This is a genomic window from Stutzerimonas tianxiuensis, assembly GCF_053470365.1.
Genome location: NZ_JBPVWS010000001.1, coordinates 342,444 through 366,737, shown reverse-complemented (window position 1 = coordinate 366,737; position 24,294 = coordinate 342,444). Strand labels below are relative to the sequence as shown.

The following is a 24,294-nucleotide window of genomic DNA, read 5'->3' as shown; positions in this document are numbered from 1 at the left end:
GACTATCCTCAGAGAACCGCCTCATCAATCATCGGCCTGCCGCCGACCGGGAGGTTACAGCTGATGCATTGTCGTCTGGTAAACCGGTTCGCCTGGCTGCTTGGCCTGATGCTGGCCTTCGCCAGTGCGGCACAGGCGGCCGGGCCGGTGATGGTGCTGCGGGTCGACGGTGTTATCGGCCCGGCCAGCGCCGATTACGTTATCCGCGGCATCCAGCGGGCGCAGGAGGCCGATGCGCAGCTGCTGGTGCTGGAGCTGGACACGCCTGGCGGGTTGGATATTTCGATGCGCGCGATGATCAAGGAGATCCTCGCCAGCCCATTGCCGATCGCCACGTACGTCACGCCCAGCGGTTCGCGGGCGGCCAGCGCCGGCACTTACCTGCTCTACGCCAGCCACGTCGCCGCGCTGACCCCCGGCACCAACCTCGGCGCCGCAACCCCGGTGCAGATCGGTGGCAGCGGCGGCGGCCCACCGGCGCCTTCACCGGAGGCCGATAAAGAAAACGAAAAGAGCGGCGACGCCATGAGCCGCAAACAGGTGAACGACGCAGCCGCTTATATCCGCGGCCTGGCGCAACTGCGCGAGCGAAATGCCGAATGGGCCGAGCGGGCCGTGCGTGAGGCTGTCAGTCTGTCGGCAACCGAGGCCTTGGAGCTGAACGTAGTCGACTACCTGGCTGACGACCTCGATGACCTGCTGAACCAGCTCGACGGGCAAACCATCCAGACCACCGCCGGCCCGCAGACATTGAGGACAGCTGGCGCCACTGTCGAGCGCCATGAACCGGACTGGCGAGTCCGCCTGCTGGCCGTGATTACCAACCCCAGCGTTGCTCTGATCCTGATGATGATCGGCATCTACGGACTGGTCTTCGAGTTCTCCAACCCAGGCACCGGCGCCGGAGGGGTCATTGGCGGGATCTGTCTGCTGCTGGCGTTGTTTTCGTTGCAATTGCTGCCAATCAACTATGCCGGGGTCGCCCTGATTCTCCTGGGCCTTGCGTTCATGGTCGCCGAAGCCTTCGTGCCCAGCTTCGGCGTGCTAGGCCTTGGCGGCGTTGCCGCCTTTGTCACCGGTTCAGTGATCCTGATCGACACGGAGGTGCCAGGCTTCGGCATTCCATTGGCCCTGATCGGCACCCTTGGCGTCATCAGCGCGCTGCTGGTCTTTGCCATCGTCAGCATGGCGCTCAAAGCCCGGCGGCAGCCCGTGGTCACCGGTGATGGCGAGCTGATCGGGACGCTTACCCGAATCACCGGTGTCGAGGCCGATAGTCCCGGCAATGGCTGGGTGCAGCTGCACGGCGAGCACTGGAAAGTGCGGGGAACGGCGCCGCTGCAGGTGGGCCAGCAGGTTCGCGTGGTAGCACGGCATGGCTTGCAACTGGATGTGACCGCGGCCGACGGGCCCTCAATCGAAGAGGTGAAGCATGGGTTTTGAAATGAGTTTTGTCGCCGTCGCAGTGCTGGTGATTGCGCTGCTGGCATCCACCTTCCGCATCCTGCGCGAATACGAGCGCGGCGTGGTGTTTCAGCTGGGCCGTTTCTGGAAGGTCAAGGGGCCGGGGCTGATTCTGATCATTCCCGGCATCCAACAGATGGTGCGGGTCGACCTGCGCACCCTGGTGCTCGATGTGCCGACTCAGGACGTGATCTCGCGTGACAACGTCTCGGTCAAGGTCAACGCGGTGGTGTACTACCGGGTGCTGGATGCCGAGAAGGCGATCATCCAGGTCGAGGACTATCACTCGGCGACCAGCCAGCTGGCGCAGACGACACTGCGCGCGGTGCTTGGCAAACATGATCTGGACGACATGCTGGCCGAGCGTGAACAGCTCAATAATGACATCCAGCAGGTGCTTGACGCACAGACCGACGCCTGGGGCATCAAGGTCGCCAATGTCGAGATCAAGCATGTCGACCTGGATGAATCGATGATTCGTGCCATCGCCCGGCAGGCAGAAGCGGAACGCGAGCGTCGCGCCAAGGTCATTCATGCAGAAGGCGAGCTGCAGGCCTCGGAAAAACTCATGCAGGCCGCCGAAATGCTCGGGCGCCAACCCGGCGCCATGCAACTGCGCTACATGCAGACGCTGAGCAACATCGCTGGCGACAAGAACTCGACCATCGTCTTCCCGCTGCCCATGGAGCTGCTGCAGGGCATGGGCAATCTCACCAAGAAAACCGAGTAAAGACTTCTATGCCCTTGCGATCCGCCGTACCCATTGTTCGCCTGCTGTCGGTCTGCCTGTTGATGCTGACCCTCGCTGGCTGCGCGGCTTTCTTCAAGCACGACCCGCTCAACGTACAGGTGGCCGGCATCCAACCGCTGCCCGGGGAAGGGCTGGAGCTGCGCATGGCGGTGAAACTGCGGGTGCAGAACCCCAACGATCGGCCACTGGATTACGACGGCATCGCGCTGGAGCTGGAAATCAACGGGCGCAACCTGGCCAGCGGCGTCAGCGACGCAAGCGGCACCATCCCACGCTTCGGCGAGACGGTATTGAGCGTGCCGATGACCATCTCGGCATTCTCTGCCGCGCGGCAAGCGCTGGGCTTGGCTGAACATATCGGCATGAATGAAGTGCCCTATGTGCTGCGAGGCAAGCTGGCGGGCGGCAGGACGTTCGGCACGCAGCGGTTCGTGGAGAAGGGCACGCTTGATCTGAACGGCGCGTTGCCTAGCCCGTATCGCCGGTAGCCCTCTAGGGCTCACAGCCGGCAGACGCGCTCTGGCAAGCGGGTAACTTAGCTGCCGGCATCTCCCAACGCTTTGCGAGCAAGCTCGCTCCTACAAAAAGCATCCTGTCTCGTTGAGTAGGAACGCTCGCTCGCAAGTGGCAGGGCTGCCGAGCCGCCACAGTCGCGGCAGCTGTCCGCCCTGCTCACTCCACCCGGCAGCGGCCGGCTCGGCAACGGTGAGCTTCATGAGACGGGTCGGCCTGCATCAGCTTGCGAGTCACGCCATTGGTCCAGCCGAAGCCGTCCTGCAACGGGTATTCACCACCGCCGGCGTGCTCGGTGCAGGGCCGCAGCACATACTTCTCCACCAGCTTGCTCTCGCTTTCAAATAGCAGTGAAACGATCTTCAGCCAGCGCTCTTCGATCTGCAGTGCCAGCGCATCGTGACCGTAGTGCTGCAGTCCACGGATGCCCATCCATTGCAGCGGCGCCCAGCCGTTCGGGCGGTCCCACTGCTCACCGCTGCCACTGACTTCGGTGGTGGAAAGTCCGCCGGGGGCCAGCAGCCGCTCACGAACAACCTCAGCTACCCGTTCCGCCTGCTCGGCGCTGGCGTGCTTGACGAACAGCGGCGTCAGAGTCGCGGCGGTTAGGTTGTCCCGCGGCTGCGCCAGACACCAGTCGTAGTCGAAATAGGCGCCTTGCTGCTCGCTCCACAAGTAATGATCGATCGCAGCCAGACGCTTTTCGGCACGCTGACGGAACGCCTCGGCACAGTCATGCTGGCCCTTGGCGTGACTGAGACGGGCGATCTGCCGCTCAAGGTTGTAGAGAAAGCTGTTCAGGTCTACCGGAATGATCTGTGTGGTGCGAATGCTCGATAGCCGCTGAGGATCGCCCAGCCAGCGCGAACTGAAATCCCACCCGGACTCGGCCCCGGCGCGCAGGTCGCGATAAACCTCATGGGCAGGCCGGCTGGAGGAGCGCGCCGTTTCGACGTCTTCAATGTAAGACTCCTCGCGCGGCGTGTCCCGCTCATCCCAATAGCGGTTGAGCACGCTGCCATCGGCCAGACAGACGCAGCGCCGATGGGACTCGCCAGGGCGCAGTTGATCGTCGCCGTCGGTCCAGAACGCATGCTCCTTGCGCAGCTGCGGCAGGTAATCGCTGGCGCGGTGCACGCCGGATTCCTCGAACAGATCGGTCATCAACGCGAAAACCGGCGGCTGCGAGCGGCTCAGGTAGTAGGAACGGTTGCCGTTGGGCACATGACCGTAGGTGTCGATCAGGTAGGCGAAATTGTCCGCCATTGACCGCAGCAGCTCGCAATGGCCACTTTCGTCCAGACCGAGCATGGTGAAGTAGGAGTCCCAGTAGTACAGCTCGGTAAAGCGACCGCCCGGTACCACGTAGTCGTGGGGCAGCGGCAACAGCGAGGAAAACTCCGGGTGCTGCCGCGGCTTTCGGGTCAGCACCGGCCAGAGCCGATCAATGTGCTCCGTCAGGGTATTGTCGGGGTCGGCGACAAACTCGATTGGCTTTCGCTGGTAGACCTCGAAATGCTCAAGGACAAAGTTGCGCAGATCGAAACCTGGCTGGCTGTTCTGTGCCCGGTAGGCTTCCAGGATGCGCTCTGGATGCTGCCGAGGGGCGCAGTCGACGAAGGTCTTGCTGTCGGGAAACACGCGCTGCATCTGCACCGCCACGAAGAGCTCCTGGTAACGGTCCGCCGGGCTCAGCGTATCTGCGGCCGACACCGCGCGGGTGTCGTAATCGAAGGCGTTCGAAGAGGTATCGGTCATTGCTCGCTGTAATTCCATAGCAGTCCACCATCTATCACCAGTGTAGTGCCGGTGACGTAGTCGGCATCGTCCGAGGCGAGAAAGGCCACCGCTCCCGCCACGTCGTGAGGTTGCCCGAGACGCTTGGCCGGAATGTTCTCAAGCAGCCCGGCAAGCTTCTCCGGCTCGTTCATCAGGGTCTGATTGATAGGCGTCTCAATCGCGCCAGGGGCAACATTGTTGACCGTGATCCCCAGCGGGGCCAACTCGATCGCGAGATTGCGCGTCAGCATCTTGAGTCCGCCTTTGCTGGAGCAGTAAGCACTGAAGTTGGGGAACGGCAGTTCCTCATGAACCGAACTGTTGTTGATGATCCGCCCGCCGCGTCCAGTGTCGCGCAGGTGACGAGCAAAGGCCTGTGACAGGAAGAACGGGCCACGCAGATTGACGTTCAGAACCTGGTCGTAATCCGCCTCGCTCACATCGAGAAAGGCTGCGTGCTTCTGCACTCCGGCGTTATTGACCAGAATATCCAGCCGGCCCATCTGCTCGACCGCCTGTTCGATCAGCTGGTAGCAGTTGGCGGGCTCTGCAACGTCAGCGGCGATGAAGCAGGCCCGATGGCCCTGAGCTTGCACCAGCTCGAGTGTTTCACGCGCCTGCTCGTCATCGTGCCGCCCGTTGATCACCAGATCGGCGCCTTCTTTGGCCAGGCGTATGGCGATGCCGCGACCGATGCCCTGGGAGCTGCCGGTAACCAGGGCGACCTTGTTCTGCAGTTTCATCGAACACCTCATGTGGCTGTCGAGTCGCAGCGGCGACCCCTGAGTCGTGCAATGTCTGACGGGCTGCAGCCGGGCACGTTCAATGGCGGGTGTTTGCGAATGCTTCCGAGAGCGCCCAAGGCAGACAAATACCTTTACCTAAGCGCAAAATGACCGGCTCTCCGCCGCCCCGTTATCAGGACATCCATGGCCACCGCTGATCTGCGCAAGGGTTACCTACTGGGTCTGATGACCTTTTCCATCTGGGGCCTGTTCCCGCTCTACTTCAAGTCCATCGAGCAGTACGCGGCGCTTGAAATCGTCACTCAGCGAGCCATCTGGTCGGCGCTGTTCGGTACGCTGGTGCTGAGCCTCTGGCACCACCCCGGCTGGTGGCAGGAATTGCTGGCCCATCCGCGGCGGATCGGCGTACTGATGATTTCCAGCGTACTGATCGCCAGCAACTGGCTGATCTACGTCTGGGCGGTGAACCACAACCACATGCTCGAAGCGAGCCTGGGCTATTACATCAACCCGCTGGTCAACGTGCTGCTGGGGCTGATTGTCTTGCGCGAGCGCCTTCGCCCGCTGCAATGGCTGGCGGTGGCGATGGCAGCCATCGGCGTGCTGCTGCAGCTGGTTACCCTGGGCGACTTCCCCTGGGTGTCGATCGCTCTGGCATTGAGCTTCGGCAGCTACGGACTGCTGCGCAAGCAAGCACCTGTCGCCGCACTGCCGGGGCTGGTAGTGGAAACCTGGCTGTTGCTGCCGATCGCGCTGGGCTGGCTGTTCTTCTTTGGCAGCGGCCCGAGCACCGAATGGTCTTTCTGGTCCCAACCCGAAGCACTGTGGCTGGTGGCCGCCGGGCCCGTCACGCTGTTGCCGCTGCTGTGCTTCAACGCAGCGGCCCGGCATTTGCCCTATTCGACCCTTGGCTTCCTGCAGTACATCACGCCGACGTTGCTGCTGCTGCTCGCGGTGTGGGTGTTCGACGAGCCCTTCCCGGCCGATCGTCAGCTCGCCTTTGTCTGCATATGGGCCGGCCTCGCCGTCTACAGTTACGACGCCTGGCGACTGATGCGTAAAGCCAGCGTGCGCTGACGGCAGCTCAGTCGGCAGGCTGCAGTTTGAGCTCCACCATCAGGTCATCGGCAAGCGTTTCCAGGTGTTCCTGCAGGTCGTCCAGGGACAATTCGGTCGGCACGGCCAACCGTGCATCGGCCCGGAACAGCAACTCGTTAGTCATTGGTGCAGGCAACACGTCGGTGTCCAGGCTTTCCAGGTTCACGCCGTGCCGGGCCAGTAATTGGGTGATGTCACGGACGATACCGGCGCGGTCGTTGCCTACCAGCTGCAGCTGGATCATCCGCCAACTCCGCTCCGGCTCGGCGCCGCTTTGAGCAAAGAGCACACGGATGCCCTGCTGCTCAAGCTGCTGCAAGGCCTCGCTGAGATCGGCGTGGGCCTGAGCGGGCACAGCCACCCGCAGGATGCCGGCAAACTGACCAGCCATCCGCGACATGCGGCTCTCCAGCCAATTGCCGCCATGCTCGGCGATGCATTTGGCCAGGCATTCGACCAGCCCCGGCTGGTCTTCGGCAATCACGGTAAGTACGAGATGATCCATCTGTGGCTCCTTCAATAGGGAAATACGGCAACCGGCGCTGGCCGTGCGGCTGTAGAGAGTAATGGACCGCTCCCGTGGCATGCGACTCCATAGGTATAGAACAAACACCGTCGACGCCGCGGCAAAGTGTCGATTCCAAGGCCCTCTGGCTGCCCTATGAACAGACAATTGCGGGCCCTGGGCCTACGCCGAGTGGCGGACTGATTTTCCGAACGGCTTCATGTAGTATCCGTCGACCCGGACTACAAGAAGAAACAGTCCGACAGATTTGAAGAAGAACCAAGTGAGGCGAGTAATGACTGAGCGCGTTCAAGTCGGTGGCCTGCAGGTCGCCAAAGTCCTGTACGACTTCGTGAACAACGAAGCGATTCCTGGTACCGGCGTTGATGCCGATGCCTTCTGGGCCGGCGCTTCCAGCGTCATCCACGACCTGGCGCCGAAGAACCGCGCGCTGCTGGCCAAGCGTGACGAGCTGCAGGCGCAGATCGATGCCTGGCATCAGGCGCGTACCGGTCAGGCCCACGACGCAGCGGCGTACAAGAGCTTCCTGCAGGAAATCGGTTACCTGCTGCCGGAAGCCGAAGACTTCCAGGCCACTACTCAGAACGTCGACGAAGAAATCGCCAGCATGGCCGGCCCGCAGCTGGTGGTGCCGATCATGAACGCGCGTTTCGCGCTGAACGCCGCCAATGCGCGCTGGGGCTCGTTGTACGACGCGCTTTACGGCACCGATGCCATCTCCGAAGAAGACGGTGCCACTAAGGGACCGGGCTACAACGAGATCCGCGGCAACAAGGTTATTACCTATGCACGCGCCTTCCTCGACGAAGCCGCTCCGTTGGAAACTGGCTCGCATGCCGACTCCACTGGCTACCGCATCGAGTCCGGCAAGCTGGTCGTCTCGCTCAAGGATGGCAGCACAACAGGCCTGCAGAACCCAGCGCAACTACTCGGCTTCCAGGGCGATGCCAACGCACCAATCGCCGTGCTGCTCAAGCACAACGGCATCCACTTCGAGATTCAGATCGACCCGGCCAGCCCCATCGGCCAGACCGACGCAGCCGGCGTCAAAGACGTGCTGATGGAATCGGCACTGACCACTATCATGGACTGCGAAGACTCCATCGCCGCCGTCGATGCCGATGACAAGACCATCGTCTACCGCAACTGGCTCGGCCTTATGAAGGGCGACCTGGCCGAGGAGTTGGACAAAGGCGGCAAGCGCATCACCCGTGCCATGAACCCTGACCGCGTCTACACCCAGGCCGACGGCAACGGTGAGCTCACCCTGCACGGCCGTTCCCTGCTGTTCATCCGTAACGTCGGTCACCTGATGACCAACGATGCCATTCTCGACAAGGACGGCAACGAAGTCCCGGAAGGCATCATGGACGGCCTGTTCACCAGCCTCGCCGCGATCCACAACCTCAAGGGCAACACCAGCCGCAAGAACACCCGCACCGGCTCGATGTACATCGTCAAGCCGAAGATGCACGGCCCGGAAGAAGTGGCTTTCGCCACCGAACTGTTCGGTCGCGTCGAAGACGTCCTCGGTTTGCCGCGCAACACTCTGAAAGTCGGCATCATGGACGAGGAGCGTCGCACCACGATCAACCTCAAGGCCTGCATCAAGGAAGCGCGCGAGCGCGTGGTGTTCATTAACACCGGCTTCCTCGACCGCACCGGCGACGAGATCCACACTTCCATGGAAGCCGGCCCGGTGGTACGCAAGGCTGCGATGAAGTCCGAGAAGTGGATCAGTGCCTACGAAAACAACAACGTCGACGTGGGCCTGGCTTGCGGTCTGCAAGGCAAAGCGCAGATCGGCAAGGGCATGTGGGCCATGCCTGACCTGATGGCCGCGATGCTCGAGCAGAAGCTCGGCCACCCCATGGCCGGTGCCAACACCGCCTGGGTACCGTCGCCGACCGCCGCCACCCTGCACGCCATGCACTACCACAAGGTTGACGTGCAGGCGCGTCAAGTCGAACTGGCCAAGCGTGAAAAAGCGTCCATCGACGACATCCTCACCATCCCGCTGGCGCAAGACACCAACTGGACCGAGGAAGAGAAGCGCAACGAGCTGGACAACAACTCGCAGGGCATCCTCGGCTACATGGTTCGCTGGGTCGAACAGGGCGTCGGCTGCTCCAAGGTGCCGGATATCAACGACATCGCGCTGATGGAAGACCGCGCCACCCTGCGCATCTCCAGCCAGCACGTAGCCAACTGGATGCGTCACGGTGTGGTAACCAAGGATCAGGTGGTCGAAAGCCTCAAGCGCATGGCGCCTGTGGTCGATCGTCAGAACCAAGGCGACCCGGTATACCGCCCGATGGCGCCGGACTTCGACAACAGCGTGGCCTTCCAGGCTGCCCTGGAGCTGGTCCTTGAAGGCACCAAGCAGCCCAACGGCTACACCGAGCCGGTCCTGCACCGTCGTCGTCGCGAGTTCAAGGCCAAGAACGGCCTGTAACCCGCAACGCTGCGGCACAAAGAACCGCCCTTCGGGGCGGTTTTTTTATGGGTGTTTGCCGCCCAATGGCGCTCAAGTTCCGCCTGCGACATCCGATAACGTGACCGGATTTCCAAAATAAGTCACAATTTATCCGACAGATGGCAATGCGCCTCTAGTGGCCATTACGTAGTATCCGCCACCCACTGTGGAGTCGATGCATGTTCAAGAATTTCTCGCTTACTGCGAAGCTGTCGCTGGTCCCCGCCGTCGCCCTGCTCGGGCTGATTCTGTATGTCGGCTATACCTCGCTGCAGCTGTCTGCGACGGATTCGCGCCTGGTCAGCATCGAAACACAAAGCTATCCCACGCTGGAAAAGGCTGACGCGGTGATCTTTCAGTTCTCCCGTATTCCCGGCCTGTTGAACAATGCCGTGGCCGCCGGAGAGTCGGGCATTCTCGGCGAAGCGCGCGAAGGGCTCAGTGAAATCGATGCGCAGCAGCAGGCGCTCGCCACGCTTCTGAACACCCAGCCGCAAAGGCTTCAGGCGCTCAACGACTGGCGCAAGGCGGTCAAGGCGTACGCCGACAACGCGCTCGACGCTTCCGCCAAGCTGATCGACGGCAGTGCCTCGTTCGATGATCTACGCCCGAGCCTGGATCGTATGGCCAGTGACCTTGCCCAAGCGCAGAAACTGGCCACTGACTTCCGCACCGGCGCGTACCAGGATTTCCAACAGACCCTGGCCGAAACCCGCGAAGCCAACAAAAACACCACTCGACTGGGAATCATCCTGAGTCTGGTGCTGATCGTGGTTGTGGGCCTCGGCGCCTGGCTGGTGATTCGCAGCGTGATGTCAAACGTACGCGGCGTGATCGCCTCTCTGCAGTCCATCGCACGTGGAGACGGCGACCTGACCCAGCGCGTTAATGTCGAGTCGAACGATGAGATCGGCGCCATGATCGAGCTGTTCAACGGCTTTCTCGACAAGCTGCAGCGCACTATCCGCCAGATTATCGAAGCTGCCAGCCCCCTGGGCCAGGTCTCCAAGGAACTCTACAACCTGACTCAGGGTTCGGAAGAGAACGCCAAGTCGCAGCAGCACCACACCGACTCCATCACCCGCGACATCCTCACCATGACCGGTAGCATCCAGGAGGTCGCGCATCGCTCGCAGCAGGCCTCGGACGAAGCCAACTCGGCCGCGCGCCAGGCCGCCACCGCGCGTGAGCACGTTGGCAGCCTGTCGACCGGTATCAGCGACCTGGGCGACAGTGTGATGGGCGCAGTCAAGGCCATGGAGCAGCTGGAAGAGGAAACCCAGGAAGTCGGCTCGGTGCTCACCGTGATCCGTAGTATTGCCGAACAGACCAACCTGCTCGCATTGAACGCCGCCATCGAAGCCGCCCGCGCCGGCGAACAGGGTCGCGGCTTCGCCGTAGTGGCTGACGAAGTACGCAACCTGGCGCAGAAAACCTCCGCCTCCACTGCAGAGATTCAGCAGATCATCCAGCGACTGCAAAGCAGCGCCAACACCGTGCTCAATGTGATGAACAGCAATGGCGAGAAATCGCGCGCCAGCATCGAACGCTCGGTCGAAGCGACCCAGTTGCTCGAAACCATTGCCCGCACCGTCAACCAGATCGACGAACTCAATGCCGGTATCGCTCAGTTCACTCAGGAGCAGATCGGCCTGTCGAGTTCCATCCAACAAGAAACCCAAGTGTTGCAGCAGGACGCACAAGCAACCGCAAACGGCGCCGAAGCCACTGCCCGACTGGGCGAGCAACTGGTCAGCACGGGCGATCACCTGCGTGCAGCCACGGCCCAATTCCGCGTTTAAATTGCTTTAGGAGCATCCTGATGACCGCAGTACGTGTTATCGGCCTGGCAGCCGTCTGCCTGGCAACCACTCAAGCCTTCGCTCTCGAGCAAGGTGAGCACCGCCTAAACGGTTTTGGCACTGTCGGCGTCACCCACCTGGGTGGCGAAGATGACGGCCGCAGCTATGGTGTCCAAGGCCAGACCAACGATTCCTGGCGCGGCGACCAGCTGTCCAAGTTAGGTGCGCAGTTGAGCTACGGCGTGACCGACACCGTCGGCGTGACCGTTCAGGCCACGGTCAAGGCGCAGCAGGATGAATGGAAAGCCAATCTCGAGTGGGCTTACCTGTCGTGGCAGACCAATGATCAGCTGATGCTCCGTGCCGGTCGCCTGCGTAGCCCTGTGTACATGTACTCCGAGAGCCTTGACGTCGGCTACAGCTACCCTTGGCTGCGCCTGCCCGATGAGGTTTACAGCCAGGTTCAGGTGACCAACTACGAGGGCGTTGACGCGGTCTACACCGTGCCGCTGTCCTACGGCTCGGTGACCTTCCAGGTTGCCGGTGGCCAGTCGAAGAACCGTGACTACTATGCCTACGACGAGCAGTTCGATATCGACTACGGCAAGCTGTTCGGCGCCAGCGTGAGCATGGCGACCAACGATTTCGGCACCCTGCGCATCGGTTACGTGGAAGCCGACATCACCACCGACATCAGCGGCACCGTCACCGTAGCGCCGGGTGTGGTTGCGCCCCTGAGCCTGCTCACACTGGACAAAGAGAAAGGCAAGTTCACCTCGATCGGCTACCAGTACGACAACGGCGTCTGGGTCAGCAGCAACGAGTGGACCTCGCGCATGATCGAGAACGACGACATGGAATCGATCGATTCCTTCTACCTGATGGGCGGCCGTCGCTTCGGCGATTTCCTGCCACACGTAACCTATGCACAGCTGGACGACAACGGCGGTCGTCAGAGCTCCTGGACCCTGGGCCTTAACTACCAGGCCGCCCCGACCGTCGTGGTCAAGGGCGAGTACAAGCGCGTCGACACCAAGAACGGCTATGACGGCGTGTTCACCCGCAACGCCCAGGAAGTCTACGAAAACGCCGTGTACGAGCGTTTCGGTGGCGCACGCGGCGGCGTTCCTGCCCGCAACTACGACGGTGACATCGTTTCCGTCGGCGTCGATTTCGTATTCTGAGGAGCGTCCAGATGAAAGCATCCCTTCGCATCCTCAGCAGTGTTGCACTGCTTGGCATGGCATCCCTGGCTCAGGCCGAGGTCGCCGTTATCGTCAATCCAGGCGCGGCCAAAGCGCCGTCGCAGTCTGAGGTCGCCAACATCTTTCTGGGCAAGGACAAGTCCATGAAAGGCGTCGACCTCAAGGACTGGACGCCGGCCAAAGAGAGCTTCTACTCGGCGGTGACCAACAAGAACGAGTCGCAGCTGAAATCGTATTGGTCCGGTCTGGTGTTCACTGGTAAAGGCCAGCCGATGACCAGCGTGGCCGACGAGGCCGCAATGGTCGCGAAAGTTGCGGCGGAAGCCGACGCCATCGGATACGTCGACAGCGCGGCAGTCAACGATTCGGTAAAGGTGTTGTTCACCCTGCCGTGATCTTGACCTGCAACTGAAAGAACCGTCCCTTGCGTCTGCATCGGGCGGTTTTTTTATGAGCGAAAAACCCTGCAACACCCCGGCCCCATGAGCTGACCCGTGTCAGCCCGATGCGGCGCCCGCGCGACTAGACTTACGTCCAATGTGCCCCGCCGGACCCACAGCCCACCATTGGGCTCAAAAAATGGAACCAAACCATGAGCAAAGCCGATGCTTTCGCCGAGGCAGGCAAGACCGCCGTGCTGCAGAACATTCATGGGACCATGGAGTTTCTGCGCAAATACCCGCCTTTCAACCAGATGGAACCGGGACATCTCGCCTATCTGGTAGAGAACTGCCAGCTGCGCTTCTACAGTGAAGGCGATTGCATCATTTCGCCCGATGACGGTGTCGTCGAACACTTTTACATCATCAAGCAGGGCCGCGTGCATGGCCAGCGCCCACACACCAGCAAGCGCGGCACCGACACCACTTTTGAAGTGATCGTTGGCGAATGCTTCCCGATGGCCGCGCTAATGGGCGAACGGGCCACTCGCACCGGGCACTTCGCCGCCGAAGATACCTTTTGTTATTTGTTGAGCAAGCCCGCCTTCATCAAGTTGGTGTCCAAATCGGCCGCATTTCGTGACTTCGCCATGCGTGGCGTCAGCAGCCTGCTCGACTTGGTCAATCAGCAGGCGCAGATGCGGGCCGTGGAAAGCCTGGGCGAGCAATACTCGCTGGAGACAAGCATCGGCGAGCTCGCTTTGCACCATCCAGTCTCCTGCCTGCCATCGATGCCACTGGCCGATGCGGTAGCACTGATGCACGAGAACAACACCGGCAGCATCGTGATCACCGACCTCGAACTTCACCCGCAGGGCATCTTCACCTTGCGCGATCTGCGCCGGGTGATCGGCACCGGCACGACCGACCTGTCCGTCCCGATTGCCGAGTTCATGACGCAGGACCCCTTCCATCTGCCACCGGATGCAACCGCGTTCGATGCCGCGATTGCCATGACCGAACGTCACATCGCTCACGTCTGTGTCGTCAATAAAGGTCTGCTCAGTGGAGTGATTTCCGAACGCGACCTGTTCTCGCTGCAGCGCGTCGATCTGGTTCACCTGGCGCAGGCGATTTCCCACGCCGACAGCGTCGAGACGCTGGTGATCATCCGCAGCCGCATTCTGCAACTGGTCGACAACATGCTGGCACACGGCGCATCGTCGACACAGATCACCCACATCATCACCCTGCTCAACGACCATACCGTCTGCCGCGTGATTGAACTGGCCATCGAAGTGCTCGGCGACCCCGGCATTCCCTTCACCTGGCTGTGTTTCGGCAGCGAAGGGCGTCGCGAGCAGACCCTGCATACCGATCAGGACAACGGCATACTCTTCGAAGCCGCCGATGCAGCCGAAGCTGCACAGATCCGAGGAAGCCTGCTGCCGCTCGCAGAGCGCATCAACCGCGATCTGGACACCTGCGGTTTCACCCTGTGCAAAGGCAACATCATGGCCAGCAATCCACAGCTGTGCCTGTCACGGCTGGAATGGCAGCGACGCTTCAGTGCCTTCGTTCGCGAGTCGACACCGGAAAATCTGCTGAGCAGCACCATCTATTTCGACCTGCGCGCAATCTGGGGGCCCAGCGAAGGCTGCGAGCAGCTGCGCGCCAACATGCTTGAAGAAGTGGGCGAGAGCCGATTGTTCCAGCGCATGATGGCGGAAAATGCGTTGCGCCATCGCCCGCCTGTGGGGCGGTTTCGCGATTTTGTGGTGACCCGCAAAGGCGACGGCAAGGCGACCCTGGATCTCAAGGTGCAGGGCCTGACGCCCTTCGTCGACGGCGCGCGCCTGCTCGCGCTGGGCCACGGCATCACCGCATGTAACACGTTGGACCGACTGCGCCAGCTGGTCGAAAAGGATGTCATTGACGACAAGGATGGCGCGGCCTACGAAGAGGCCTACCATTTCATCCAGCAGACCCGCATGCAGCAGCATCAGCAGCAGGCGCGCGAAGGACGGCCGTATTCAAACCGACTCGACCCCGACACCCTCAATCATCTGGACCGGCGTATCCTGCGTGAATCCTTTCGCCAGGCGCAGCGCCTGCAGAGCAGCCTGGCGGTTCGCTATCAGCTATGAATATGCCTTGGTTCAGACATCGCGGCCCGACCCTCGAACTGCAACAACTGCAACGGCGCGATCAGCTTGCCGAGCCCGCCGCGCTGGGCCTTTGTCCGCTGCCCACGCAGCGCATGGTAGTGCTCGATCTTGAGACCAGCGGCCTGGACATGCGCCGCGATATCGTCCTGTCGATTGGCGCCGTGGTGATCGATCAAGGCGGCATCCAGCTGGGCGATCAGTTCGAATCGACCTTGTTGCGCCCGGCACAAAAGGTTAGCGAGAGTGTGCTGATCCACGGGATCGCGCCCAGCGAACTCGAAGCGGGCGAGGACCCTGCCGAAGCGCTACTGGAACTCATGGAGTTTGTCGGCGACAGCCCGATCTTGGCGTTTCACGCAGGTTTCGACCAGCGCATGCTGACCCGTGCACTGAAGCAAACGCTCGGTTACAAGCTGCGTCATCCTTTCATCGATGTCGCCGAACTGGCGCCGATGCTCTGCCCAGACAACCGCCCGCGACAGAATGGTCTGGACGACTGGTGCACGCATTTCGGCCTGCATGTGCTGCAGCGCCATCACGCCAGCGCCGATGCACTGGCCACCGCCGAGCTGGCGTTGATTCTGTTCAGCAAGGCGCACCGACAAGGGCTGGACAGCTTGGATGCCATCAACCTGCGCTTGGCTAACTGGCGCAAACGGCAACAGGCTCAATTCATGTAGCGCTCGGCTAAACAGTCACGGATGAATGAGCGCGACATCCGCGTTGCGCCGCTGGCGACAACTTGCGATCATGTGCGAATAGTTCTCGTTACTGGCCATTCGTCGGCCTTGGAGCATTCGCTTGTCGGCTGGGTCAACCCATCAACGGTTCGTCGGCTCGCTGTATCGCGATCATCGCAGCTGGCTGTTGAACTGGCTGCGCCGCCACCAGGCGTGCCCTCATCGCGCCGAAGACTTGAGCCAGGACACTTTCGTCCGGCTGCTCAAGCGTGACGACATAGGCGATTTGCGTGAGCCACGCACCTTGCTGGCGACGATTGCCCGCGGCCTGTTGATAGACCATTTTCGTCGCAGTGCACTGGAGCGTACTTACCTTGATGAACTCGCCCAGCAGCCGGAAGAAACGCAGCCCAGTGCCGAAGAGCAATTGCAGGTACTTCAGGCATTGCGCGAAGTGAACCTGATGCTGGGCGAGCTCTCAGCCAATGCACGTGCAGCCTTCTTCTATAACCGTCTGGACGGTCTGCCCCATGCGGAGATCGCGTCGCGTCTCGGTGTATCCGTCCCGCGTGTGCGCCAGTATCTCGCCCAGGCTCTGCGCCAGTGCTACATCGCAGTTTACGGTGAGCCAAGATGAGTCTGGATCGGCAGCCGGTATCAGCCCAAGTTCTCGACCAGGCCATCGCCTGGCAGCTACGCCTTGGCGACGGGGCGGTAAGCGCTCAGGCCAGAAAAGAACTGCAGCGTTGGCTGAATGAAAGTGCTGAGCACGGCAAGGCCTGGGCGCAGCTAGGCGGTATCGATCAGCAACTCGGGACCATTGACTCCCCAACCGCGCGAAGAGCGCTGCAGCTCAGTGCGAACTCCGGACGGCGAACAGCTGGGCGCGCGCTTCTCAGTCTGGCCCTGCTGGGCACCTTGGGTGTCGGAATGGCCCTGCAGTCGCAGCCGTTACCCGTGTGGTTGGCCGACGAGCGCACCGGCGCGGGTGAACAGCTGAGCGTTACGCTGGCCGACAACAGCCACATACAACTGAACAGCCGCAGCGCTCTGGATGTTCGCTTCGATCAGCAAGAGCGCCGAGTGTTTCTGCACCGCGGTGAGGTGCTTGTTGAAACAGCACCGGCTAACGACTCGAGACCCTTTATCGTCGAAACCGAACAGGGCGATCTGCGTGCGCTCGGCACGCGATTCATCGTTCGCCGAGAGGCTGATGCGACCCGCCTGATCGTGCTCCGATCCGCTGTGGCCGCGCTTCCAAGCGACCTGCAAGCTGGTCGCACTGTGCAGGCAGGCGAGCAAGTACTGATGCACCGCGATCATCTCGACCAGAATGAACAGGCACCGGCCGCGGCAGATGCCTGGAGCCGGGGCATGCTTGTTGTGGAAGATCTGCCATTGGGCGAGCTGCTGGCAAAACTTCGCGAGTATCGCCCTGGCTACCTCGGCCTCGATCCAAGCCTCGAATCCCTGCGTATCAGTGGCAGCTTCCCGTTGCACGATACTGACCGTGCGCTGGCAGCGCTTCCACCCAGCCTACCGGTGCAGATCGAGCGCCACACCGATTGGTGGGTCAAAGTTGCCCCGGCGCAAGCGGCCAGCCATCCGGACAAGTAACAGCAGCGCTTGCGCAGGCCTATAAAAATATTTTCAGCACCCCCTATCACTTTTCATTTCTCGCCCGGCCTGACGAATAACTGAGACATATTCCTATTCGGGAGTTATTCACAAATGCCATCGCTTTCACTGTTCCGCCCCAGCCTCCTGGCCGTTGCCATCGCACTTGCACCGCTGCCGCTGTTAGCCCAAACCGATGCTACAAGCGATGCCATGCGTGACTATTCCCTGCCCGCCGCGCCACTGGCTAGCACACTCAACCGTATCGCCGCCGAAGCGGGACTGGTGCTCAGCATCGATCCGGCATTGAGCCGCGACCGCAAGGCCGAGCCGGTACAAGGCCGCTTCGATGGCCAGGGTGCACTGCAGGAAGCGCTGCGAGGTACGGGGCTCGAACTTCGCCAGGGGCCTTCGGGCAGCTTCAGTTTGCAGCAGGCGGCAACCAATGCGATGGCGCTACCGGATGTGACCGTGATGGCAACCGAGGCGGCGGCAAACGGCGGCGAACAAAGCGGCTACCGCGCCAGTGCCGTGCAGAACGTCGGTGCGCTGGGTGGAATGGCGCTTCAAGATGCGCCCTATTCGGTAACCGTGATTTCCTCGGAGCTGATGGACAATATCCAGGCCACCTCCAGCGACGACATCTTCAAGCTCAGCCCCACCACGCAGTTCACCTCCCCGACCAGCGCCGGCTACGCCAGCGCAGTGGCCATTCGCGGCTTCAGCGGCGTCGGCAACCTGAGTATTGCCAATGACGGCCTGCGCTTCAGCAACAGCTACGATGGCGGCAACTTCATCGAGGAAATGGAACGGCTGGAAATTCTCAGCGGTCTGTCCGGCTTCCTCTATGGTCCGGCCAGCCCCGGCGGACTGGTCAACTACGTGCTCAAGCGCCCCACTGCCGAGCGCTACAACAGCGTGACCTACGGCACCCCCGGCGGCGAGAACCAGTACCTGCATGGCGACTTCGGCGGGCCGATCGACAGCGAAGGTCGCTTTGCCTACCGCGTCAACCTGCTCGCCCAGGACGGTGAAACCGCCATCGACGGACAGGTCGAACGTCGTCACATGGCCAGCGTCGCGCTGGACTGGAACGTCAGCGACGACCTGCTCATCCAGTTCGACGCCTCGCACAAGCAGAGCGAGACGCGGGGCCTCACCAGCTACTGGTACTTCGCCGATCAGGCATTCCGGCCCGATGCTGAAGATCTCGAGAACGACGAGCTCTATAGCCAGCGCTGGGCTTACAACGACAGCCGCCACGACCGCGTCGGCAGCCGCTTCCAGTGGCGCCTGGACGACGTGTTCAGCCTGCGCGGCGCGCTTGGCTACAGCCAATACACCACCGAATACGCCTATACGGGGCCGACCGTGAATTCGGCCGGCGTGTACGTCCAGCCGCTATACGCCTTCGCCCCGGTAGAAACTGAAGAGACCTCGGGCAACCTGTTCCTCGATGCGGTTTTCGACACCGCAGGTGTCGGCCATGCGATGACCTTCGGTTACCAGGGAAACATCGCCCGGGTTCGCTACAACACCGATTACATCCCCTTCCCTGGCCCGCAATATGTGTCGGTCACCCCCGAAGCGCCCTTCAGCGAGCGGCCGCAGGTGGACAAGCCGGCCTACGACCTCGGCGATGGCGACTACCATCTGGCCAGCCGCAGCCAGGCCGACAGCGTGCTGATCGGTGACGTCATCACCTTCAACGAGCAGTGGTCGACGATCCTTGGCGTGACGCACTCGCGTATCAAGACCTTCAACGACAACTTTGTCTGGGTCGACGCGTTCGGCAGCGCGCCGGTGATCGAGGACTACAGCGAAACCGAAACCTCGCCCAACGTCTCGCTCGTCTACAAGCCGGTTGAGTGGCTTACCACCTACGCAACCTACATCGAAGGCCTGCAGACGGGTGGCGTAGCGCCGAGCGGCACAAACAACTCCGGGCAGGCGCTTGCGCCGATAGTCAGCGAACAGTACGAAATCGGTGCGAAAGCCGAGCTTGGCGGTGCCCTGTTCACCGTTGCGCTGTTCGACATCGAGAAGCCCAACACCTACACCAACGCCGCCAATTTCTTTGTTCAGGATGGCATGCAGCACAACAAGGGCCTGGAGTTCGGCATCACCGGCCACGTTACCCCAGCGCTGACACTGGTGGGCGGCGTCACCCTGCTCGATCCGGTCGTGGAAGGCGCGGCGAATGCTGCCAACGACGGCAACCGCCCGGTCGACGTGGCGCGGCACTTGGCCAAGCTTTACGGCGAATACGCGATATTCGGCGTACCCGGGTTGACACTCACTGGTGGCGCCTTCTACACGGGCAAGCAGTACACCGACGAGGCCAACGACAACACCATCCCGTCGTTCACCACGTTCGACCTGGGCGGTCGCTATCGCATGGCCTTGGGGGATGAGCGTGCCCTGACCCTGCGCGCCAACCTGAGCAACCTCACCGACGAGGAATACTGGCTGAGCAGTCATTACCTTGGGGCACCACGCACGCTCAAGCTATCGGCGCAGTTGGAGTTCTAATGCGGGCCGCTACCATCCGCCGCTGGTCCTTCGTCCATACATGGACCAGCCTTATCTGCACGCTGTTTCTACTCTTACTGGCGGTCACCGGACTGCCGTTGATCTTCCATCACGAACTGGAGCACTTGCTTGGCGATGCTCCGGAGCTGCGTGAGATGGCGCCCGGTACGCCGCATCTCGATCTGCAACAGCTCGTGACCGCCGCCGAGCGGCACCGCCAGGATGAGGTCGTGCAGTATTTCGGCTGGGAAGCGGACGAGCCCAACGGCGTCGTGGCGATTACCGCGGCGACGGCCGGCACCGAGCCCAACTCGTCCTACACCTTCATGCTCGATGCACGTACCGGCGAAGCGGTTGAAATGCCGGCGGCCAATGGCGGGCTGATGATGTTTTTCCTGCGCATGCATGTGGACATGTTTGCCGGGCTACCTGGCAAGCTGTTCCTGGCCTCTATGGGCATTCTGTTTATCGTGGCGATCATTTCCGGCGTGGTGCTGTACGCGCCCTTCATGCGGCGGCTGAAGTTCGCTCAGGTGCGTCATGAGCGCTCCAGCCGGACGCACTGGCTCGATTTGCACAACCTGATCGGTATCGTCACGCTCAGCTGGGCACTGGTGGTGGGCATTACTGGCGTGGTCAGCGCCTGCGCCGATCTGCTGATCGAGGCATGGCGCGCTGAGTCACTGGCGACGATGCTCGCGCCCTACCGTGACGCGCCGCCCCTGACGACCCGCGCCCCGACCAACGATCTGCTGCAGATCGCAGCCCAGGCAGCGCCGGGTATGCAGCCGGACTTCATCGCCTTTCCGGGAACGCGCTTTTCCAGCGAGCATCACTACACGGTATTCATGAATGGCAGCAACCATCTGACTTCGCACCTGCTTACCCCGGTGTTGATCGATGCGCAAACGCTGCAGGTCACTGCCGTCGGCGATCGCCCCTGGTACATGGATGCACTGGGTCTGTCTCAACCCCTGCACTTCGGTGATTACGGCGGTCGACCGATGCAGATTCTGTGGGCCGTGCTCGATGTTCTTACAATCATCGTACTCGGCAGCGGGCTTTATCTTTGGTGGGTACGCCGCCGCGGCATACAGACCTCAGCTCGCGAGGTAGCAGCATGAGCTGGCGTGAATCGACCTTCATGCTGCCGGGCCTCATTGCGGGGCTCGGCCTCGTCGGGCTTTTCGCTGCGCTGCTGGGGGATGACTGGTGGGATGTGCTTGCCTGGTTCGGTCTAGGCCTGCCGGCAGCACTTGGAGTATGGCCGCTGCTGCGCAGGAGAATGACAGCACCCACCCAAGCAGGGCAGCCTCGAAACCAGGACTGACATTCCCCAAGGCTTCAGCCTGCCGCCTGGCCTTCCTGACCAGGCGTCGCTGCGAACTGCGTTGCGCTCCATCAGATCGAAACAACGCTTCGATCGCGACAGGCTTAACGCATGTCGGATACGCAGATGCGCTGATATAACGGCGAATCGGCCTCCAGTTCGGTCAAGGTTTCAATCTTGGCCTGACCTGCCTCGTTCAACCTGAACATGGCTTTCTCCGCGCAAATCATCTGATAGCGCTGACTGACCACAGTGGAAGTCAGATGCTGCTTGTCGAAGCGATACAGAACAAAGCGGGCGATACGGCCCTGATTTGTATCCTGAACCTGTGCGTTGGCTTGATCGAGTACCGTGTAGCTCAACGGCATGGGATACATCATGGTCCAAGGGCGCCACAACATTTCCCCCTCATCGCTCAAAACGACCACGCTGCCCTCCGGCAGGCGTGCCTGTTTGGCTTCGAACCAGGTGTATTCGTAGTGGATGGTGTAACTCAGCATTCCCAGACCCGCACATACAGGAATGATCCACATCGGCAACCGCTTACGCGTCAGTGAGCGCAGCAGCAGTCCAATACCTGCCCCCGCCACACCCGCGACGATTGCCGCGATTAGATGCCAGAACATATACAACTCCCCTAAAAAAATCGGGCTTCCATATGGAAGCCCGACTTCTACCTCAACCTTGTGTCAGAGCATGTCTGACGTTCGGCTGCATTATCAGTTAGTGATCAAGCGCAACGCCAGCACCCTTCGGGGTACGAACGCTCTCGACCAGATCCTGAATCTCCTGCGGCGGAGCCTCGGTAGCCATCGACACGGCGTAGGCTACAGCGAAGTTCAGCATCGCACCTACGGCACCGAAGGCCTGCGGGGAGATGCCCATCCACCACTGATCAGGCGTGTTGGGGATGCTTGCAGTGCCAGGAATGAAGAACCAGCCCAGGTACAGGAAGATGTACACGGCGGTGGAAATCACACCAACCAGCATCCCTGCGACAGCGCCTTTGCTGTTCACACGCTTGGAGAAGATACCCATCATCAGCGCCGGGAACAGGCTCGAGGCTGCAAGACCGAACGCCAGAGCCACCACCTGAGCCGCAAAGCCCGGAGGATTGAGGCCCAACCAGGTCGCCAGCAGAATCGCTGCCGTCATGGCTAGCCGCGCGGCCAGCATTTCGTTCTTTTCGCTGATTTTCGGATTGATCAGTGTCTTGATCAGGTCATGACTGATGGCAGATGAGATCGCCAGCAGCAGACCCGCAGCAGTCGAGAGCGCAGCAGCGATAGCACCCGCAGCGATCAGACCGATGACCCAGCTCGGCAGGTTGGCGATTTCCGGGTTGGCCAGAACAATGATGTCGTTGTTCACGGTCAGCTCGTTGCCATTCCAGCCACGCTCAGTAGCGGTCGGAGCGAAGGTAGCGTTGGTGTCGTTGTACATCTGCACACGACCGTCGGCGTTCTTGTCTTCCCACTTGATCAGACCAGTAGTTTCCCAGGTCTGGATCCACTCTGGACGATCTTCGTAACGGATCGCTTCAGCCTGTGGGCCTTCCGGATAGATGGTCTGGACCAGGTTCAGGCGTGCCATGGAGGCAACAGCCGGTGCTGTGAGGTACAACAGAGCGATGAAGATCAGTGTCCAGCCAGCGGACCAACGAGCGTCAGCCACCTTCGGTACGGTGAAGAAGCGAATGATGACGTGCGGCAGACCGGCGGTACCGATCATCAGCGACATGGTGAACAGGAACATGTTCAGCTTGTTGTCGACGTCCGCGGTGTAAGCGGCGAAGCCAAGGTCGGTGACCACCTGGTTCAGTTTGTCGAGCAGCGGCATACCGGATTCGGTGTGAGTGCTGAACATGCCGAACATCGGGATCGGGTTGCCAGTCAGCTGCATCGCAATGAACACGGCCGGAATGGTGTAGGCAATGATCAGAACCACGTACTGCGCCACCTGGGTGTAGGTGATGCCCTTCATGCCGCCAAATACCGCATAGGCGAACACGATCACGGCTGCGATCCAGATACCGGTGGAGTTGCTCACTTCAAGGAAGCGAGAGAACGCCACGCCCGCACCTGCCATCTGGCCGATTACGTAGGTCACGGAGATCAGGATCAGGCAGACCACCGCTACCAGGCGCGCGCCACGGCTGTAGAAACGGTCGCCGATGAAATCCGGAACCGTGAACTTGCCGAACTTGCGCAGGTACGGCGCCAGCAGCATCGCCAGCAGCACGTAGCCACCGGTCCAGCCCATCAGGTAAGCCGAGGTGGCATAACCGCCAGAGGCGATCAGACCGGCCATGGAAATGAAGGAAGCTGCAGACATCCAGTCTGCCGCCGTTGCCATGCCGTTGGTTACGGGGTGAACACCACCACCGGCGACATAGAACTCTTTAGTTGACCCTGCGCGAGCCCAGACCGCGATTCCTATATAGAGCAGGAACGAGGCGCCCACGAACATCATGTTGATCCAATATTGGCTCATTGTGGTTACTCCTCAACCCCGAATTCCTTGTCCAGTTTGTTCAGCCGCCACGCGTAGTGGAAGATGATCAAAATGAACGTGATGATGGAACCCTGTTGAGCGAACCAGAACCCCAGATCAGTACCCCCAACCGGGATACCGGCGAGTAAAGGGCGCAATAGGATGGCGAAACCATATGAGACAAGAGCCCAGACCACCAGGCTCCAAGTTATCAGGCGAACATTCGCCTTCCAGTACGCAGCAGCATTTGTTTTGTCGCTGTCGGCCATGACGTTCTCCGTCTTATTTTTATTACGGGTGAAGGGAACCACATCGTGAATTTAGCAAGGATGTGTCGTGGAATGATAGCCCCGACTTTAGTCTGACGCGCTCTAGAACGAGCGATTAAACGAGGCATCGACCGTTGCCAGGCTTGCGATTATCGAGATTGCTGGCCGCAAGCCAGCGCACCGGCAGCGCGCAAAATGCACGCTGCCCTTAAGCCGCAGGAGGCGCGCTTCTGGCTGCACCCTCAAACGAATGACGATCAAACATTCAAGACACTTGCTGCTTTGAGGGCGAGCCTTCAAGCTGACTCATCAGTCACGACGCTAAACAGAATTGACCTACATGGGTTTTATCAATCGCCAACCGCCACTTATTAGGTTGATATAAGTAGCGCCCAAATATAATCGAACAACCGTAATTAACCTCTCTTCCGGCTAATAATTAAGATTATGGCAGCCAACCTAAAT

At 61.0% G+C, this 24,294-nt stretch carries 21 protein-coding genes; 15 read left to right on the top strand and 6 right to left on the bottom strand.

The annotated features are described in order from the left end of the window. The first annotated feature begins 63 nt into the window (after positions 1–63). From ACSSNI_RS01545 to ACSSNI_RS01535, 3 genes are read left to right on the top strand one after another with little or no spacing between them, the layout of a single operon-like run. A complete protein-coding gene (locus ACSSNI_RS01545; protein ID WP_448258864.1) occupies positions 64–1,443 on the top strand; it encodes an NfeD family protein in 1,380 nt (459 codons plus the stop codon). Continuing rightward, the gene (locus tag ACSSNI_RS01540; protein WP_159966953.1) at positions 1,433–2,194 is read left to right on the top strand and encodes a slipin family protein; all 762 of its coding nucleotides are present in this window, start codon (positions 1,433–1,435) and stop codon (positions 2,192–2,194) included. Before ACSSNI_RS01545 ends, ACSSNI_RS01540 begins: the two co-directional genes overlap by 11 nt. Before the next feature lie 8 nt (positions 2,195–2,202). Beyond that, the gene (locus tag ACSSNI_RS01535) at positions 2,203–2,703 is read left to right on the top strand and encodes an LEA/WHy family protein (RefSeq protein ID WP_448258863.1); all 501 of its coding nucleotides are present in this window, start codon (positions 2,203–2,205) and stop codon (positions 2,701–2,703) included. Between the two features lie 184 nt (positions 2,704–2,887). Here ACSSNI_RS01535 and treF read toward each other — a convergent pair whose 3' ends face one another. After that, positions 2,888–4,504, bottom strand: a complete 1,617-nt coding sequence (gene treF, locus ACSSNI_RS01530; protein ID WP_448258861.1) for an alpha,alpha-trehalase TreF — start codon at positions 4,502–4,504, stop codon at positions 2,888–2,890. Further along, positions 4,483–5,250 carry an SDR family oxidoreductase gene (locus tag ACSSNI_RS01525; RefSeq protein WP_448258860.1) on the bottom strand — a complete coding sequence of 256 codons (768 nt, stop codon included), beginning with the start codon at positions 5,248–5,250 and terminating at the stop codon, positions 4,483–4,485. Before ACSSNI_RS01525 ends, treF begins: the two co-directional genes overlap by 22 nt. Before the next feature lie 186 nt (positions 5,251–5,436). Between ACSSNI_RS01525 and rarD the strand changes: the two genes are divergently transcribed. Then, positions 5,437–6,330: an EamA family transporter RarD gene (rarD, locus tag ACSSNI_RS01520; RefSeq protein WP_448258859.1), complete on the top strand. Its 894-nt coding sequence runs from the start codon at positions 5,437–5,439 to the stop codon at positions 6,328–6,330. A gap of 7 nt (positions 6,331–6,337) precedes the next feature. Here the strand turns inward: rarD and ACSSNI_RS01515 are convergent, their stop codons facing one another. Next, positions 6,338–6,856, bottom strand: a complete 519-nt coding sequence (locus ACSSNI_RS01515) for a glycine cleavage system transcriptional repressor (protein WP_102836736.1) — start codon at positions 6,854–6,856, stop codon at positions 6,338–6,340. 295 nt (positions 6,857–7,151) lie between these two features. Between ACSSNI_RS01515 and ACSSNI_RS01510 the strand changes: the two genes are divergently transcribed. The 11 genes from ACSSNI_RS01510 (at position 7,152) to ACSSNI_RS01460 (ending at position 21,067) form a co-directional block, all read left to right on the top strand. Next, positions 7,152–9,332: a malate synthase G gene (locus tag ACSSNI_RS01510; protein ID WP_448258858.1), complete on the top strand. Its 2,181-nt coding sequence runs from the start codon at positions 7,152–7,154 to the stop codon at positions 9,330–9,332. 200 nt (positions 9,333–9,532) lie between these two features. Further along, entirely contained in the window at positions 9,533–11,155 is a 1,623-nt protein-coding gene (locus tag ACSSNI_RS01505) for a methyl-accepting chemotaxis protein (protein WP_319297122.1), read from the top strand. 20 nt (positions 11,156–11,175) lie between these two features. Beyond that, positions 11,176–12,339 carry a hypothetical protein gene (locus tag ACSSNI_RS01500; protein WP_319297123.1) on the top strand — a complete coding sequence of 388 codons (1,164 nt, stop codon included), beginning with the start codon at positions 11,176–11,178 and terminating at the stop codon, positions 12,337–12,339. Positions 12,340–12,350: 11 nt separating this feature from the next. Next, the gene (locus tag ACSSNI_RS01495) at positions 12,351–12,755 is read left to right on the top strand and encodes a type 2 periplasmic-binding domain-containing protein (protein WP_319297124.1); all 405 of its coding nucleotides are present in this window, start codon (positions 12,351–12,353) and stop codon (positions 12,753–12,755) included. Between the two features lie 197 nt (positions 12,756–12,952). Next, positions 12,953–14,887 (top strand): putative nucleotidyltransferase substrate binding domain-containing protein, encoded by a 1,935-nt coding sequence (locus ACSSNI_RS01490; RefSeq protein WP_448258857.1) that lies wholly within the window; start codon positions 12,953–12,955, stop codon positions 14,885–14,887. Continuing rightward, positions 14,884–15,588 (top strand): 3'-5' exonuclease, encoded by a 705-nt coding sequence (locus tag ACSSNI_RS01485; RefSeq protein ID WP_319297126.1) that lies wholly within the window; start codon positions 14,884–14,886, stop codon positions 15,586–15,588. The genes ACSSNI_RS01490 and ACSSNI_RS01485 overlap by 4 nt, the downstream gene beginning before the upstream one ends. Positions 15,589–15,709: 121 nt before the next feature. Continuing rightward, the gene (locus ACSSNI_RS01480; RefSeq protein ID WP_319297127.1) at positions 15,710–16,225 is read left to right on the top strand and encodes an RNA polymerase sigma factor; all 516 of its coding nucleotides are present in this window, start codon (positions 15,710–15,712) and stop codon (positions 16,223–16,225) included. Beyond that, entirely contained in the window at positions 16,222–17,205 is a 984-nt protein-coding gene (locus ACSSNI_RS01475) for a FecR domain-containing protein (RefSeq protein ID WP_448258855.1), read from the top strand. The genes ACSSNI_RS01480 and ACSSNI_RS01475 overlap by 4 nt, the downstream gene beginning before the upstream one ends. A 114-nt stretch (positions 17,206–17,319) precedes the next feature. Continuing rightward, positions 17,320–19,737, top strand: a complete 2,418-nt coding sequence (locus ACSSNI_RS01470; RefSeq protein ID WP_319297129.1) for a TonB-dependent receptor — start codon at positions 17,320–17,322, stop codon at positions 19,735–19,737. Further along, entirely contained in the window at positions 19,737–20,861 is a 1,125-nt protein-coding gene (locus ACSSNI_RS01465; RefSeq protein ID WP_319297130.1) for a PepSY-associated TM helix domain-containing protein, read from the top strand. The genes ACSSNI_RS01470 and ACSSNI_RS01465 overlap by 1 nt, the downstream gene beginning before the upstream one ends. Then, on the top strand, positions 20,858–21,067 hold the full coding sequence (locus ACSSNI_RS01460) for an NfeD family protein (RefSeq protein WP_319297131.1): 210 nt from the start codon (positions 20,858–20,860) through the stop codon (positions 21,065–21,067). Before ACSSNI_RS01465 ends, ACSSNI_RS01460 begins: the two co-directional genes overlap by 4 nt. A 104-nt stretch (positions 21,068–21,171) precedes the next feature. Here the strand turns inward: ACSSNI_RS01460 and ACSSNI_RS01455 are convergent, their stop codons facing one another. From ACSSNI_RS01455 to ACSSNI_RS01445, 3 genes are all read right to left on the bottom strand, one after another. Continuing rightward, a complete protein-coding gene (locus ACSSNI_RS01455; RefSeq protein WP_319297132.1) occupies positions 21,172–21,693 on the bottom strand; it encodes a hypothetical protein in 522 nt (173 codons plus the stop codon). Between the two features lie 97 nt (positions 21,694–21,790). After that, positions 21,791–23,560, bottom strand: coding sequence for a sodium:solute symporter family protein (locus ACSSNI_RS01450; RefSeq protein ID WP_159966939.1), 1,770 nt, complete (start codon positions 23,558–23,560; stop codon positions 21,791–21,793). A 5-nt stretch (positions 23,561–23,565) separates the two neighbouring features. Then, positions 23,566–23,829, bottom strand: a complete 264-nt coding sequence (locus ACSSNI_RS01445) for a DUF4212 domain-containing protein (protein ID WP_102836722.1) — start codon at positions 23,827–23,829, stop codon at positions 23,566–23,568. Positions 23,830–24,294: the final 465 nt, after the last annotated feature.